This window comes from Bradyrhizobium sp. WSM4873, assembly GCF_055811355.1.
Map to the genome: position 1 here is coordinate 34,145 of NZ_JBVVPS010000044.1, position 15,534 is coordinate 49,678.

Here is a 15,534-nt window from a genome sequence, read left to right on the forward strand (position 1 = left end):
CGCCGCTGGCAGGATCGAAGGTGAACGTGCCGTAGCTGCCGGCGAGGGAGGCAGGCGTCTGGAAATGGTCCTGGCCCGTGTCGATATCCTGGACCGTGAGCGTGCCGCCCGCAGTCAGCTTGCCGTCTTCCTTGACCGCGCCATTAGCTGTTCCGGAGATCACCGCGGCATCGTTGCTGCCGGTGATGGTGACGTCGATCAGCTGGGAGGCGGTGCCGTCGGCAGACTTCACAGTCAGGGTGTCGTGGACGACTTGGCCATCGGCGAGCGCCCGGACCTTGGCGGCCGAGTTGTCGAGCGTATAACTCCATTCGCCGGTGGCAGGATCGAACGTAAAAGTGCCGTAGGCTCCCACCAGTGAAGCCGGCGTCTGGAAGTTACCCTGTCCGCTATCGATGTCCTGGACCATCAGCACACCGTGCGCTGTCAGCCCGCCGTCTTCCTTCACCGCACCGGTTCCTATTCCCGAGATCATCGCCGGATCGTTGCTTCCGGTGATGGTGAGGGATAGAGCCCTATGAAAGATTTCGGATCCGACTCTGCTATCAAATTCGATTACAATCACGACGTTCTGATTGGCGCCAAGAAAAGCAAACTTTGCCGGATCATAGCTGATTGCGCCAGTGGCAGCATTGAGAGTTAGAAGCTTTGCCAGATCGGCGCCGAGTGGAGCGGCGGGGGGCCCGCTAACAGATTTGATTGAGCCGGTTCCTGCGATGTATGGAACGAGAACATCAGCAGGGTTGGAATCGGTGATGATAACCTGATCGGCAATTGTGAAACTCGCTTTGTCTGACGCAGGAATCACATCGACAGATTTGATCGAGATGAACGGAATGAACAGTTCGCCCGTTTGATTGAATGCAGCCGTTTTTTCGGGGGCGATCGCAAAGTTAAAATTCGGGATACCGGCTTGGCCGCCTGCACTGTTCATCGCCAGACCACGGCTGTCGGGGATGACCGTGTCGGTGAAATTCGTCGTGAGCCTGGTGTTGCCCGAATTTGCGCTGAATTTCAGTGAGAACACGTCGGATATGAGCTTCTGAACCTCCGGCGACAATAATGCATTGGAGACCGAGACATTGCCGCCGCTGATCTGGATCATCTGTCCAGCTTGGTTGACTGTGCCGATCGGCAGCAGTGTGATCTTGTCGAACAAGACGTAGGAGCCTGTCGTGCCGTCGGGCTCGACCAGAACCTGGAAATTGGCCTGGGGCTGCGGATCTCCGCCACCCAGCGGCACGATGAAGCTGATCTGGGTTAGCACCGCCGTCCCACGGATGCCCATGGTCGCAACCGGAGTATCGATCTTCATGTCGCCGTGTTTGGCGGTCTCACCAGCGACGAAGCTGATTGTGCCCGCGACCAGGCTGAGCAGCGACGAGTTGCTCGATCCATTGGGGTCGTAGATCATCTCGTTCAACACCATCCTCGCGTTTGAGGACAGGCCAAACACTGTGCCGTCGATGAAAGTGACCCCGAGAGTCGAATCCGACCCGGTCACAAGCACGTCGCCCTTCTGGACGTCGTCGCCATTGTTCAGGATGACCGGTACGCCATTGCGGATCGCGGTGGCACTCCCCGCCAACTTCGTGATGTGTCCAATAATCTGGGCCGAGGCCATGCTGGGCCCGGCCTGAGCATACTGAATTTGGCTGGTGAGCGCGTTGACAAGATCTCCGCTCAGATGAGCACCATCAGGGGAGGTGAGTGCTAGGCGCTTCTCGCCCCTGAAATAGTCCTGAACAATGAACTCATGCCCATCGTTCGACAGGATCAGATCAACCCCAGCGCGCTTGTACTCGCCGTGAAATAGCAGATTAGGATCAGGCACGGTGAGTGCCCCATCGGGCGGGTGCCCGTGAGAAACTGCGGTGAATGAATCGACGTGCCCGAAGGTGAGGGGGCGAAGCCCCTGGCTCTCCATAGCAGGACGCGCGGCGTCAAAATTGCCCGTGTAATTCAATTGAGCACCGCTAATAGCTATTAAATAAAGAAAATTATCCTCAAATTTGTATCACTCCTACGCTGCCATAGAAATCAACCAGTACGTGTTTGATTCAAACGCGTGTCAGATGTGACAGGAATGCTTACATATGTTGCCGAGGTCAGGCCTGCCTTGCAGTCGTTCTGTTCGTTCTAGTCTCCGAAGATCCGTTATCCTCTCGGCGTTTGCAGCACGACTCGACGACTCGGTTTTATCGCTTTGCATTTGCTTCGATGGCGAGGAACACTAGAACCCAACACGCTCATAGCGACCGTGAGCACAAGCTGATCCTGCGAGCTCCATCCACAATGGACCAAGCAGAGTGCCAGATCAGATTTCCGAGGCAGCGGCCATCGGCGATTGATGAAATGTAATCAAGTGGAGAATCAAATGAAGGTGCTTACCATGGTGTCATTCCTTGCCATCTTTACATCTTCGTCTGTTTGCGCGCAGAGGGCAGCGGAGTCGCTACCGGAGATCACAGTTGATTGCTATCAATCGTTCGCCAGCAAGACGCAGTTTCCTGAGCACGAAGACAAGGACATTGGGATCAGCAGCGATGTTTTTGAAAAGCCGCTAGTGCGATACAGGATTCAGGTCGTCGGAAAAACAATACTCAAGATCGTCAGGGACCCGGATCGACCGGCATTTCGAACTGAATACGGCAAGACTGTCTGGGAAATGAGAAGTGATTTCACCAACAAGCATCAGATTGTCGCCTGGAGAGAGGACAAAACGGGTGGAATCGTAAGGCTTTTTACGTTCGATTTCGTGGATCTACTATTGAGCACGGTTGACGTTGCACCCGCGCGTGCTACCGCCGCCGGAATAGAGCTTCACGTGATGAAATGCAGTAACACTCAATCCTAGGCATTTCAGCGAACGTCCTGCCACTATGTTTGGTCGAATGGCCGCAATGTGAATAATAGGGACCCGAGAAACTTGATTTCAGAGCTCGCACGGGGAGCGGCCTCATTGGACGGGCTCATTTCGTCCGTTGAGGCTAATACTGTTTTGGAACGCTTATGACTGCGGTATGGGGTGACGCGGATATGCTTCGCTCTCTGAACAGAGTCCTCATAGGAGGAGCCCTATTCATCGCTCCATTGCCGAGCCTTCTTGCGCAAACGGCTACGACCGATGCCACCGCAATGGCGCAGTCTGACACCCCCGTTTATCCGCTGAAGGCAAGCAGCAATAATCGCTATCTCGTCGATCAGAAAGGCAGACCATTCCTGATGGTCGGAGATGCTCCGCAGCAGCTGATCACCAATTTATCCCACAACGAAGCTGCCGCTTTTATGGCCAATCGTCGGAGCTACGGCATCAACACGCTTTGGATCAACCTACTTTGCATTTTCACCGAAGCTAGCTGTAACCGAGAGGCCAAGACATTTGATGGCATCGCACCATTTTTGGTACCGGGTGATCTCACAACCCCAAATCCGTCCTATTTTCAACGCGTCGACGACATGCTTCGGATCGCGGCAGATCACGGAATCCTCGTACTGCTCGACCCCATCGAGACTATCAGCTGGCTAGAAATCCTCCGAAAGAACGGAGCGCCCAAAGCATTCGCATACGGACAGTATTTGGGAAGTCGCTACAGAGGTTTTGCAAACCTTGTGTGGATGCACGGCAATGATATGCAGTCATGGCAAGTTGCCGCTGACGACGATTTGGTGCAGTCCGTGGCACGCGGGATCAGAAGCGTCGATACGAACCATATCCATACAGTCGAGCTCAATTATGAAACCAGCGGCTCCTTGGTAGATTCGTCATGGGCACCCCTGATCGAACTCGACGCCGTATACAGCTACTTTCCGACCTATGCCCAGGTTCTGACCGAATACAATCGCCCAAACTTCAAGCCGGTTTTCCTGGTGGAAGCAAACTATGAATTCGAAGGGCAACTCACTGGAGATACGTCTACACGCAACTTGCGGCAGCAAGAGTATTGGTCAATGCTGAGTGGCGCAGCAGGGCACCTGTACGGCAGCGCAAACTCCTGGCAGCTTCAGAAGGGATGGGAAGCGAACGTCAATACATCGGGCGTGGTCGAGCTAAGCTACATGAAGACCCTGTTCGCTACGCGACGATGGTTTGACCTGGTGCCCGACCAAGCCCATGAAGTTGTTACTGCTGGTTATGACGGCGTTTCATGCACTGTCGGAACGTTCATGGCTTATGTTGGCAAAGACCGTATGTCGCTTTTGGCACGAGCGCTGCGTCGTGTCCGAGGGTATTTGGGCTTTGGTTATATCAATACTAACACGTGCGCGACGGCCGCCCGCACCTGCCCTCACTTCGAAGTATCACGGTTGATATGACGAAGCTTTCTGGCACTGCGGTCGCTCGCTGGTACGATCCCACGAATGGGAAGTACACCAACGTGATTGGCGCCCCGGCTGCCAACGAGGGAAGCAGGCAGTTCAGTCCTCCAAGGTTTAACCAATCTGGTGAAAGCGATTGGGTCTTGGTTCTCGAAGCGGCATCTCCGCATTGACGGATCCGCCTGAGGACTGTTCTTTTCCTTGCGGCGTTCGATCCGACTCGGAGGCGGCCTTAGTGCTCTCCGCCTAAGGTTAAGTCGCAGGCACCGCGTTCTGCCAATCCGCGCGCGATGTGACAAGCGCTGGCGTCTTTATTTCGCTCGTTTGCTCGGCGGTGGCGTCTTGGCTCGGAAACACGGTCTGATCGTTTGCGGGTAAGTTCGCGGAGACTTGGGTGTAGCAGCATCAGTCTTAGCCGGTGGGGACAATCCGGACAGGTGCCGCCTATCCAGGCCAGCACGTCATGCATCTCGGGGCGTGCCACGGCAGAGGAAATGCCGTCAGTCGCTTTGATGATGGCGGCCAAGTCGGTCGCCTTCCGCAGGGGAATGAAGGGGACTTCATTCCACTTGGACGCAGTCGTCTCGTCTTCAGTTGCTGATCCCTCTTCGGCTTCGCAAGCGCCGATTGCATCACCTCAGCCCACGCGGCGGATGCGCGCTAATTGGTCGATGGAGCGTAGAGAGCCGTCTCGGCAGGCCAGAGGGTATTAACAATGAAAAGTTATTAACGTGAATTTGCAAATTATCTCAAGTTACGTGCAATTTGTATCAGCGTCTATCAGTTAATTATACAATTCGGTATGAGCGCATTGGGGCGAGAGTTAATACTGGATTTCGAGGATTCGACGATGGTTGCCAAAACGAGAGAAGAATTTAATTTCGCGTACCAGTTGGTGAAAACGGGTGGGAACTACAAGCTGGTTGACGCGGATACGAGTTCTGCCGGGGTCGATCCCATTGCGATCGGCGTTAAGGCTATAGATCAATCCGGTGATGATCCGCTTGCCAACGGCGACAAGGTCAAAGTCAAAGATGTTGCGAGCGGAAATCTCAGCGAGGGCAACAAATACACTTTTATCGGTACGGCCGAGCTGTCGGGCACCGAAGGCATCATCATCCAGGACAATCACGGCAACTTCTTTTTTCTGACCGATACGGCCTATTTTGGGAATTTGAACGGCCAACACGGGCGATTGACGAATGTCGATACAAGTGCCGAGGTCACCTTCTGCTTTATGGCCGGCACTATGGTGCGCACGCGTGGCGGTGAAGTCGCAGTCGAGACTTTGGAACGGGGCGATTTAGTGCTCACCCATGATGGGCGTGCCGTCCCGGTTGATTGGCTGGGCGAGCAGACGGTCTCGCTCAGGTTTGCTGACAAAGCACGTGTGCTTCCAATCCGGATTCGAGCCGGCGCACTTGGAGAGAACACCCCGTCGCGTGATCTTCTGGTTTCGCCCGATCACGCATTGTTGGTCGAAGGTGCATTGGTTCAGGCTGGGGCGCTCGTCAATGGCACGTCAATTTGCCAAGAGACAGACGTTCCGATGGTCTTTACGTATTACCATGTTGAGGTGGAGGATCACTCTCTGATCCTGGCGGAAAATACCCCTGCCGAGACGTTTATCGACAATGTCGACCGCCTGGGGTTCGATAACTGGGCCGAGCATCAAGCACTCTATCCCAATGGCAAACCGGTGAAGGAATTGCCCTATCCGCGAGCGAAATCGCATCGCCAAGTACCCATTAGGATTCGCGTGATGCTCTCTGCGAGAGCGCAATTGATGGGATTGACCGGCGAAAACAGATCGGTCGCTTAATCGAGCCATTTGGGTATTTGCTGAGCGGGCACTCAACTCTGAAGTTTTACTTCATCACGTTGGGCCCGCTCAGATCTTTTCTGAAGTCGCTGACTGCATGAATGGCTGGACTATGCGGCACTGATCTGTGAAAGCCATACGCTCAGCGAGTTCACCTCCGTAAGCTCGGCCTTGAGAACGTTGTCTGAGGAACCTTTTGCTGCTCTTTGCCGTGCCTGGCGCGGCGTTATCCCATACGTGTTTTGGAAGAGCCTGTTGAAACTGCTGATGTTCTTGAAGCCCAAGCCGTAGGCGATCTGCCCAATTCGCCGGTCCGAATGTTCGATCGCAGCGATCTGTTGGTAGGCATGATCGAGCCGTGCCTTGCGGATGTATCCAGCAATCCCGCCAATCGGTTCAAATAGTCGATAGAGTGAAGCCCGGGACAAACCGAAGGTCCTTGCGATCGAGGTGGCGTCCAATGTCGCTGACCTCAGATTTCGGTCAATGTATCGTCGGATCGTAATAATCGGGGCAGAGGGAGAGGCGGATATAAGGGGCTTGGAAGCTTCGAGGTGAGGAACAATCGCCCGAGCGGCAAGCTCGACAACGCCGCTGGCTGCCGCGTCTATTTCATTTTGATTCACGTGGCCGGCAACTTCCGTTAGCGAACGCAGCGCTGCGCCAATCACCGAGGCAGCAGCGGACGCTTTCTGGAGGACCAGCCCGTGCAATGCGGTTTCGTCGCCAATTGATGTCAGGAAACGACGGCGCGAAACCCAAAGGGTAATTTCGGTTGTAGGTTCGCCTTGTACTGATGTCTGTCGTGTCATGGCTTGTGACAGGTCGCAGATGAACACGTCACCCGCTTCAGCCACAAAGTCGGTTGAGCTCAAGATCCCAGCGGTCGTGCCGGAGAGCACGAGGGTTATCGCAATCTGATCCAATTTGGAACGGGAGATGGTGTCCGGCGTCCGAACGAGGGTTATTTTCGAAGCTGAAGTCCTGGTCAGCACATAGTGGCTGGTGACCAGAGCCGCGAAAGCGCCCTCAAAATTGGCCATTTCGGGAGGCTCAGCTGCAAGGTCAAAAACTGCGCCTATAAGTTGTCGCCACGTCCGGAAGGGAATTTTCCGCAGCTCAATGGGCCATTCGATACCGATACTGCGTGCTGGCGTGCTCAACATGGCTGGGAAAGCGCATGAAATCGTCTCAGGTACAAGTCATTTTGGTCCATTTTACCACATTTCGTCTCATAAGTTTTGCAAACAGTTTAATTGCGCAAGTCCTCGATTGCTGGGATTTTATCAAATTGCTAGCAATCCTCATGGCTTCGTTAAGTGACAGTTAATAGAAATAACGAGATTTAAGTCGGAGATTTAAATGACGACGTTTACCGCGACGAATGCAGTTCAGACGCTTACCGGTGGGACCGCTGCAGACACCTTTGTTTTTGCTACGGGGACGGCCCAGGCGGGCGACATTGTAGTTGGAGGTTCTGGGACCGACACTATTTCGCTCGGCTCGAACGACGAAACGATCGACCTATCGGTGGTTTCTATCTCAGGCATCGAGAATATCACCCAAACTCGTAACAGCAGCGACGACACCGTCACGATCACGGCCCAACAGTTGGCAAGTCTTTCATCCATCGATTTGGGCAGCGGGTTTGACACGGATACCTTGAACGTCGTTGTCAACGGGAACACAGACATCTCAGCTGGCATCGCTTCGCTGAGTCTTGACGTCGTCAACATTAAGGGTACCAGCGGCAACGATACCCTTACTCTAAGTGGCACGCAGCTGAACACTCTGCTCTCCACTGGAAGCACCATCGACCTTGGAGGCGGGACAGACACGATCGTCCTGAAGTCGTCATCGAGTGAACTTAACGCACTGGGACAATCTGCTCTCGCGAACGTCGAAAATTTTTCGACCGTTGGCGCGACCAGCGGCGTCTCTTTGACGTTGACCAATCAAACCGAAGGTTTCACGATCACGAGTGGAAGCCAAGCCGATACGCTGACGGGTGGCCAGGGTAGCGACACGTTCGTGCTGACGGTGGATAACGTTCGTGACGTGCTTAATGGTGGGGCTGGAACCGATACAGCGGACTATTCCAATTATACTGCAGGACTGACGGTTACGTTGAATACTTCGACCGCTGCCATTGTTACTGGCTCAGGTTCGACAACGACATTGTCGGACACGATCGCTAATATCGAGAATTTCATCGGTGGTTCTGGCAACGACACAATCAATGGTGATAGTGCGGCCAATGCGCTGAGCGGTGGTGTCGGCAGCGATACCATCAATGGCAATGCTGGCGACGACACGTTGACCGGCGGTGCCGGTAACGACTTCATCCATGGCGGGATTGGTACGGACACCGCGGTTTTCAGCGGAAACCGCTCCAACTACACCGTAACCTTCAGCAGTGCTGGCCATTTCTTCACGGTGACCGACAACCGTGCCGGGTCCCCGGATGGCACCGACTTGGTGTACTGGAACGGCTCCAACACAGCCAGCAACGACTCCGTTGAGAACCTTAAGTTTGCGGACCAGACCGTCGTTATTTGCTTCATGGCCGGCACCATGGTGCGGACGCCTGGCGGCGAAGTCGCGGTTGAAAGCCTGAAGCGTGGCGACCTGGTCGCCACCCACGACGGTCGGATGATGCCGGTAACGTGGCTCGGTCGTCAAACGGTCTCGACCGTCTTTGGTGATCCTCTCCGCGTCCTTCCCGTGCGCATCAGGGCCAGCGCGCTCGGCCTTAACGTGCCGGCGCGTGACCTCCTGATCTCCCCCGACCATGCAATCCTGGTCGATGGGGCGTTGATCCAGGCCGGCGCTTTGGTGAACGGCACCTCGATCACGCGGGAAAAGAACGTTCCGCAGGTCTTCACCTACTACCACGTTGAGCTGGACGACCATTCGCTCGTTCTGGCCGAGAACACGCCGGCCGAGACGTTCGTTGACAACGTCGATCGTCTCGCCTTCGACAATTGGGCCGAGCATCAAGCGCTTTATCCGGAGGGCAAGGTGATCGAGGAGCTTCCCTATCCCCGTGCGAAGGCTCATCGGCAGGTTCCGGTAGCCATTCGCGTGAAGCTGGCGGCTATTGCGCAAGAGCTCGGCTACTATGCTTCTCAGGCTGGCGTCGCCTAAGGCGGCAGCACACCTTGGACTTCAACGGCGGCGCCACGGGCGCCGCCGTTTGGATAAGGCTTGCATTACATTGCTTAGAGGGGCTCGCTTTACCTACGGCTACCGCTCCAACATTAGCTCATAAACCGCTTGAAGATTTCGAGCGAAACCGCCGACGTCGAAAAGAGCGCAGACATCCCTCAATCGGCGCGCGCGGTCGCGATAACATCCTAACAGGCCCGGGTCGCGAGCGAGACGAAGCGCCAGTTGCTCGTATTGGCCAAGATCATCGGTAATGAGTTCCGGAAGCCCGGCGGCTTGCAGCAGGCTGGAAGCGACTCGCCCCGCAAAGCTCCGGCCGCGGCATGTCAGGACCGGTAACCCGGCCCATAATGCGTCACTCGTTGTGGTGTGGGCATTCACCGGAACTGTATCGAGAAACAGGTCCGCGAGCCGGTGACGGGCCAGGTGCTGATCGAGCGGTTTCCGCTCGGCAAAGATGAGGCGGCCAGGATCGATGCCGCGAACGGATGCTTCTCGCTTGAGATTCCGTGCCGCCGCATAATTGCCGCGGAGGAGCCAAAGGACGCTACCAGGCATCGAGTGGAGGATCCTACACCACACATCGAAAACGTCTTTGGTTATCTTGTAGTTGTTGTTGAAGCAGCAGAAAACAAAACGCTCAGCAGGTAGGCCTTCTTCCTCTCTGGAAGGCGTTCGTTCCGCAATGATGCGCTTCGAGTCGTTGACCTGATAGCTGTCGGGCAGGTGGACAATTTTCTCGGTAAAGAACGGCTGCTGGTCAATGGGTAGAACAAAGCGATCGGCAATTACATAATCCAAGAAATCGACGCCGGTGGTGCCAGGATAGCCGAGATAGCTGACCTGAATGGGGGCAGGTCGGTGACTAAAAATCCCCAGCCGCGAATCCGCCGTGTGTCCCTTCAGATCAACCGCAATGTGAACATTCAGCTCGCTCACGCGCGCGGCAATCTCATAGTCGCTCTTTTCTGGAACGCTTTCGAAGACGTCGAAAGCAGAAGCCAACCGCTTGCGCGTGGCGCTCCCATCATCTTTTCCATAGCAAAGGCCGACGATCTCAAACCGAGAGCGATCGTGACGCTCGAAAAGCTCCGCCGCTAGATAGGCCGTTGCATGCTCGTGGAAGTCCGCGGACAGGTAGGCAATCCTAACCTTATCCGTAACGGCTGTTGTCTTAGGTCCGATGGGCTGGACAACAGGCACCGTTTGTTTGGCGAACCTCTGCGCGCACTTCAGTTGCAGAGCTGGATCGTCGCAGTACGTCAGAAACGTGAAAGGTGAGGGTGCGGCCTCGCCGGAATTAACAGCTTGCAGCAACGCGGGTTCTAGTGCCGTAGTACGGTCCCAATCGCAAGCAGCTCGCGCGCACATAGCGAGCGCGTCAAGCGCATAGGGAGATTCCGGCCTCACAGATAGCGCGCGCTCGTAACTAACGACCGCCTCCTCGTCTCGGTCGAGGGCAGCAAGCGCGTGCCCCCGCCCAAGGAGAGCATCGAAGTGAGAGGGATCGAATTCGAGCGCCAGATCATAGCCGGCCAATGCGTCCTGCAGTCGCCCTAGCCGTTTAAGTACACTGGCGCGATTGCAGGTTGCCAAAACATGCCGTGGTGACAGGGCGATAGCAGCGTTATAGGCCGCGAGCGCCGCTTCCAGCCGATTTAGGTCCGAAAGGGCGTTGGCGCGATTGTTGTGGGCGTCAGCGAGCGCGGGGGCAAAACTGATGGCAAGATCATAGCTTTCCAGTGCTGCGGCATACTTTCTCAAGGAGCGGAGCGCGTTACCTCGGTTGGTGTGCGCGTTAACGTAGTCGGACCTGAGGCGGATCGCGTCATCGTAAGATTGTACGGCCTCCGCGAACCGTCCAAGATCGGCTAGGACGTTTCCACGATTGCATAATGTCTGTACGAGATCCGGCTTCAGCAAAAGTGCCCGGTCGGTTGCGGCTAGAGCTTCGCTGAGCCGGCCGATCTTGTGGAGAATAACGGCGTAATTCGAGTGATGAAACGCCGTGGCCTGAGCTGTAGCTGACGCTTGGTCGAGCAGTGTCAGTGCCTCGGACGTGCGATTCTGCTGGTGTCGAAGAACCCCAAGAAAGTGAAGAGCATTCACGTTGACCGGCTGCTCGGAAAGAATTGAGGTATAGATTGCCTCGGCCTCGACGAGCCTGCCTGCCTGATGCAGCTTAATGGCCGCTTCGACCGAATGAGCGGGGCTCATAGCCGGGATCGGTTGGCGTTGCTGGTCGGTCGCTCAGCAATTTTTTGCAGCAAAGCGAGCAAGACCCGTCCCATGACCTCGCCCCAATCACCCGTTGCTCTCTGCCTGAAAAGACGAGCTGTTGGATACCACGGGCTATCCTCCCGGTCCAAAAGCCATCGCCAATCCGGAATGTAGGGAAGCAGTATCCACACGGGCAATCCAATGGCGCCGGCAAGATGGGCGATACTCGTGTCGACCGAGATCACCAGATCCAATGCGGCGGCGAGCGCTGCAGTGTCAGAAAAATCGATGATTTCATCGGGGAAATGCCTAACCCCCGACGTTTGATCGATAATATGCAAGTCACCGCTGGAAACGTCTTTTTGCAAGCTGACGAGTTCAACGTTCTCCCCTGCAAGACTTAGGTACTTTTCAAGCCCTATGGATCTGTGTTGATCCAACTTATGCAGCGGATTGCCTGACCATGCGATGCCGATGCGCATCTTGCTCGTTGGTCCGAGCCGGCTTTGCCATTGTGCCACCTTGTGCGAAGCAGCGTATAAGTAAGGTGTATGAGCCGGGATCGTTGATAGCCGCGTAGCCAATGCGAGCGGAAGGCTGAGCAGAGGCGAGCAAAAATCATGATCGGGTAACGGACCATCCCTGTCGATGACCTCGAACCCGGGCCGAAGGCTGGATAGTAAACCGACTAGCGGTGGTTCGACTGCTAAAATAACTCTCGCCCCGTGAGCCGTAACGAGATTTGCATACCGACAAAACTGGATAGTATCGCCAAAGCCCTGCTCAGAATAAAGCAGGATAGTTTTGTCTCTGAGATCCTCTCGTCCAAGCCAGCGCGGCTTGCTAAATTTCGTCCGCAGTTGATCGCGCTTATCCACCTTCCATCGCCATTCGTATTTCGTCCATCCTCTTTCGAAGTCGCCAAGCAAGAGCCTGGTCAGCGACTCATTGAAATTTGCGTCGGGATGGGCAGGGGCCGCCATTTGCGCAGCCTCGAAACATTCGAGCGCGTCGTTTACGCGTCCAGTCATTTTAAGGCCGTAGCCGAGATTATTCAGCGAGGACGGGGCATCCGGCTGGAGCGCGACCGCTCGTTCAAAGCACGCGATGGCCTCCTGGTGTAGTCCGAGGTTAGACAAGGCGTGGCCCCGGCCACTATGAGCTGCTGCGAAGGTCGGGTGAAGGCGAAGCGCTTCTTCAAACCACGAGGCTGCATCTTGATATCGCTTCAACGCGGATAAAGCGTTGCCTCGATTATTGCATATTTCTGCAGAGCTTGGCTTTGCCTCATAAGCCCGTTCGAACAACTCAAGAGCTTCCTCTGGTCGCCCCAAGTCAAGCAGCGTCGTCGCTATGTTGTTTGCGAAGGCGGCCGAGGTCGGCTCGAGAGTGCTGGCTTTTCTATAGCAGGCGAGAGCGCGCGTGTGCTGTTCGAGTCCACGATAGGAATTGCCAAGTCCGTTATGAGCCTCCGCCATATGTGGATGCAACGCCGCTGCTCGCTCGAGTAGAGCGGTTGCCTCATCAAAACGCTTCAACTCGTTCAGAATCATTCCAAGCAAAACCAGTGCGTTGCCATCATCGGGTGTCAGACTCAAGATCTGCTGGCACACTAAGAGCGCCTCGTCGCGGCGCGACAGACCGAGCAGAGCCGAAGCCTTGTTTCTCATTGCATTCGTGTAGTCAGGCTTGAGTTCGATAGCCCGGGACGCACTTTCAGCGGCTTCTGAGTAACGCTTTAGATGATTTAGGGCGAACGCTCGATTGTTGTGTGTTTCGGGAATTGATTCGTCGATCGTCAGGACACGGTCCGTGTATCTTACCGCGTCGGCATATCTTTCCTGCTCATTGAATACGATCGCGCAATTGTTGAGCGCGTCCAGGAGATCGGGGCTAATCGAACATGCGACTTCAAATGCTTCGAGTGCTTCGCTGTTCCGATTCAGCGATCGAAGCGCCCTGCCGCGAAGATTATGAAGGCCGGGATCGCGAGGAAAGCTGCGTAGCGCTTCGGAGAAGCAATCGAGAGCGGCTGCTGGATCTCCTCTGCTCAAAAGCATCAACCCTTTTCCCTTCAAGGCAGGGCCATATCCTTGTTTGCTTGCGATCGCTTCGCTGAAGGTGTCGAGCGCCTCCTGGTTTCGATTAAGGGCTCCAAGAATGTTAGCCCGACTATTCAACAGACTGGCATCTCGGCGCGCTGCAATAGCTCGCTCGATTAGTGTCAGAGCTTCACCGTGACGCCGCCGCGCGTGCTCGATTATTGCGAGGTGATGTAGTGCGACGATGTTCGCCGGGTCAACGCCAAGTGCTGCCGCGAAGAAGGCTTCCGCGTCGCTATGGCGTCCCTCGACAAAATGCGAGGTCCCCTTCTGCAATACGTCCTCTAAGGTTAGCTGGCTCATTGCTAACAGACACCCCTATGGCCGATGATGTCGCAATATTATTCTGATATCAGGAATTTCAGTCGTTTTCACTCAACCGCCTTGAAAAAGAACTCTGATAGTGAACGGGAGCGGCACTAACTTCACGCCTAAAGGGTCATTGTAAATATGGTTAGAAGGTCTTTCGCAGCTCGTCACGTTGTTGGGGTACTACGGTCGAACTCGCCCGAGAGCAAACCATCGATTTACCGAAATCAGGTGGCTTCTCCTTGGATGCCTGCCGCAGAAAACTGAAGAGCAGCTCGCTTGCCTAGCCTAGTTCCAAAGATGGAACGCGGATTTCTATTGCACCGAAATTCCGCTCCTGCTTAGCTGGGCCTACCGGGCAGGCCGTTTGTATCATTAGAAATTTTCATCCCGGGGCTGGATTTCACGTACCGGTTTTTTGACTGCATTGAACAAACTTCAGACTAGGTCGCCGCAAGGCGGCCTTTCTTATGCCCGTCGGTGTGCCGATGAGTCCAAATGTTCTTTCGCCGGCCTTTTGAGGTGTAATCGCCGAATTTTCGACCGGCGATTTGATCGGGGATACGGCGCGATACCACGCGCCGTTACAAGCAAGGCGCTTGCCTTTGCAGGTGCTCCGGAGTGACTTGGCGGTCATCCGGGACACGGAAGACTTACTTCGAGCTCTTTGCCGGGACCAGTTTGGTCTAAAATTGGTTCGCGGCAGACCTGATCCTCATGGCGGCTCGCGGTTGCACCGGCGCCCGTCTGCGGCAATTGTCAATCTCTCTCAAAAATAGTGAGCGCCGGTACTGTGCGGCATTCAATAGACTCTCGAACAGCACGAAGATCTCACGCGCCTGCACATAAACCTCCATGCTAATAGCATGCTGGTCAAAGCCGAAAGAGGCTAGGCGCCCTTCGATAGCCTGTCTTGCAATCGGATCCAGCCGCCACTCGGCTGCGTTCCGTATGGTGTAGACTTCGGCGTCCCCTCTGGATTCAGGAGCAATGCCCGCCAGGTCGACCCGGCGGAGCGCAGTCTCGATCGCCTTTTGGCGATGATCTTGCAAGAGCCTATGGCGCAACACGCGGTAGCGTAGGATCTCCCAGGAAAGTTCAGCAATGTCGGTCGCGAGGAGCCACTCGATCGCGGATTGGGGTGCGATGTCCTTGAAAACGGCGCCACGTAACGCCTCGTATTGCTCAACGCTCTCGCCCGGCAAAAGGAGAGGCGCAGGGCAGAGGGCTTCGAACTCAACTGGCATAGGGGCGTCGGGCGACGGTGGAAGATGGGCAAAGGGACCATTCATTGGATCACGCCTCCGGCCTGGCATGGGCTTGAGCGGTGATCCCGATGTTGTTGGGAGCCACGTGCTCGTGAGCTGGACTTGCGACCCATAGCTCCTTGGCCACCTTTAGCGGTTCGATGTGCATGTCGGCCCACCATGCCCTTTCATTGCCGCGCCGATGCAGATCCTGGTTGTCATTCGGCCTGCAATATTGCCCCCCTAAGTCGGGGGATCGGCGTCCAAAATTGGCTCTGACTCATATGTGGAACGGCCCGGGCTGCAAGATCTTTCTCTGGTTGAACAAGGGATGACGGTGCGGTCA

Annotated in this window: 10 protein-coding genes; 5 read left to right on the forward strand and 5 right to left on the reverse strand. The window is 55.4% G+C overall.

Annotated features, from left to right (window positions below; translation table 11 throughout):
- Window positions 1-1,966 (reverse strand): VCBS domain-containing protein (locus tag AC0L21_RS34230; RefSeq protein ID WP_473266107.1); only part of this gene is annotated, 1,966 nt, incomplete at its 3' end.
- 411 nt (window positions 1,967-2,377) lie between these two features.
- Between AC0L21_RS34230 and AC0L21_RS34235 the strand changes: the two genes are divergently transcribed.
- The 4 genes from AC0L21_RS34235 (at window position 2,378) to AC0L21_RS34250 (ending at window position 6,142) form a co-directional block, all read left to right on the forward strand.
- On the forward strand, window positions 2,378-2,857 hold the full coding sequence (locus AC0L21_RS34235) for a hypothetical protein (protein WP_473266108.1): 480 nt from the start codon (window positions 2,378-2,380) through the stop codon (window positions 2,855-2,857).
- A gap of 281 nt (window positions 2,858-3,138) precedes the next feature.
- The gene (locus tag AC0L21_RS34240) at window positions 3,139-4,317 is read left to right on the forward strand and encodes an apiosidase-like domain-containing protein (RefSeq protein WP_473266109.1); all 1,179 of its coding nucleotides are present in this window, start codon (window positions 3,139-3,141) and stop codon (window positions 4,315-4,317) included.
- Window positions 4,314-4,493 (forward strand): putative collagen-binding domain-containing protein, encoded by a 180-nt coding sequence (locus tag AC0L21_RS34245; RefSeq protein WP_473266111.1) that lies wholly within the window; start codon window positions 4,314-4,316, stop codon window positions 4,491-4,493. Before AC0L21_RS34240 ends, AC0L21_RS34245 begins: the two co-directional genes overlap by 4 nt.
- 677 nt (window positions 4,494-5,170) lie before the next feature.
- Window positions 5,171-6,142, forward strand: a complete 972-nt coding sequence (locus tag AC0L21_RS34250; RefSeq protein ID WP_473266113.1) for a Hint domain-containing protein — start codon at window positions 5,171-5,173, stop codon at window positions 6,140-6,142.
- Between the two features lie 110 nt (window positions 6,143-6,252).
- Here the strand turns inward: AC0L21_RS34250 and AC0L21_RS34255 are convergent, their stop codons facing one another.
- Window positions 6,253-7,185, reverse strand: coding sequence for a helix-turn-helix transcriptional regulator (locus tag AC0L21_RS34255; protein WP_473266115.1), 933 nt, complete (start codon window positions 7,183-7,185; stop codon window positions 6,253-6,255).
- Window positions 7,186-7,504: 319 nt separating this feature from the next.
- On the opposite strand from AC0L21_RS34255, the gene AC0L21_RS34260 reads away from it, so the two are divergent.
- Window positions 7,505-9,289, forward strand: a complete 1,785-nt coding sequence (locus tag AC0L21_RS34260; RefSeq protein WP_473266117.1) for a Hint domain-containing protein — start codon at window positions 7,505-7,507, stop codon at window positions 9,287-9,289.
- A 99-nt stretch (window positions 9,290-9,388) separates the two neighbouring features.
- On the opposite strand, the gene AC0L21_RS34265 is transcribed toward AC0L21_RS34260, so the two are convergent.
- From AC0L21_RS34265 to AC0L21_RS34275, 3 genes are all read right to left on the reverse strand, one after another.
- Window positions 9,389-11,527 (reverse strand): O-linked N-acetylglucosamine transferase, SPINDLY family protein, encoded by a 2,139-nt coding sequence (locus AC0L21_RS34265; RefSeq protein WP_473266120.1) that lies wholly within the window; start codon window positions 11,525-11,527, stop codon window positions 9,389-9,391.
- Complete coding sequence (locus AC0L21_RS34270) at window positions 11,524-13,935, reverse strand: tetratricopeptide repeat protein (protein WP_473266123.1); 2,412 nt, start codon at window positions 13,933-13,935, stop codon at window positions 11,524-11,526. The genes AC0L21_RS34265 and AC0L21_RS34270 overlap by 4 nt, the downstream gene beginning before the upstream one ends.
- Window positions 13,936-14,627: 692 nt before the next feature.
- Window positions 14,628-15,233, reverse strand: a complete 606-nt coding sequence (locus AC0L21_RS34275) for a hypothetical protein (RefSeq protein WP_473266126.1) — start codon at window positions 15,231-15,233, stop codon at window positions 14,628-14,630.
- Between the last annotated feature and the right edge of the window lie 301 nt (window positions 15,234-15,534).